The organism is Vibrio sp. Vb1980, from assembly GCF_033338615.1.
GTDB lineage: Bacteria > Pseudomonadota > Gammaproteobacteria > Enterobacterales > Vibrionaceae > Vibrio > Vibrio alginolyticus.
In genome coordinates, this window is sequence record NZ_JAWOSZ010000130.1 from 1 (window position 1) to 582 (window position 582).

A 582-nucleotide genomic window follows, 5' to 3' on the forward strand; every position below is an offset into this window, starting at 1 on the left:
TTCCGATCTGGCACCTCGTCCCCAGCCGCCAGCCCTCCATTGGCCTCCTCCAGCACTGCAATCCCCAGTGGTACCTCGTCCCCAGCCACCAGCCCTCCAGGGGACTCCTCCAGCACTGCAGTCCTCAGCGGTGCTTCCACCCAAACCACCAAGGCTGTATCAGACTTAGCTAGCACTCCAACCCACAATGGCATCATGGTCCCAACTACCAGGTCTGCATTGAGCTCAGCCACCAGTCCGGTGTACAGTGGTTCCTCAGCTACAACTAATAGCTCTGAATCAGACATGGCCACCACTCCAGTGTACAGTGGCACCCCATTCTCTTCTACCACGGCTACGTCAGCTATCACCCCAGACCACAATGGCTCCTTGGTGCGAACTACCAGTTCTGTGTTGGGCTTAGCCACCAGTCCAGCCCATGATACCTCTGCGGTGGCCACAACTCCAGTCCGCAATGACACTCAGTCTTCAGTTCCAAGTCAGCAGCCCATCTCTCCCTGCCTGGCTTGCTTTCAGTTTTCGCCTTTGTTCCACAAGGATAGGAAAAGGAGGAGGCTCGCCTCATGCGTTTTTGGATAGTTC

The 582-nt window shown here is 56.4% G+C and carries 1 protein-coding gene; it reads right to left on the minus strand.

What is annotated here, in order from left to right; translation table 11 throughout:
* Positions 1-440: hypothetical protein (locus R7F64_RS24140; RefSeq protein WP_318072184.1), on the minus strand; the 440-nt coding region annotated here is incomplete at its 3' end.
* Between the last annotated feature and the right edge of the window lie 142 nt (positions 441-582).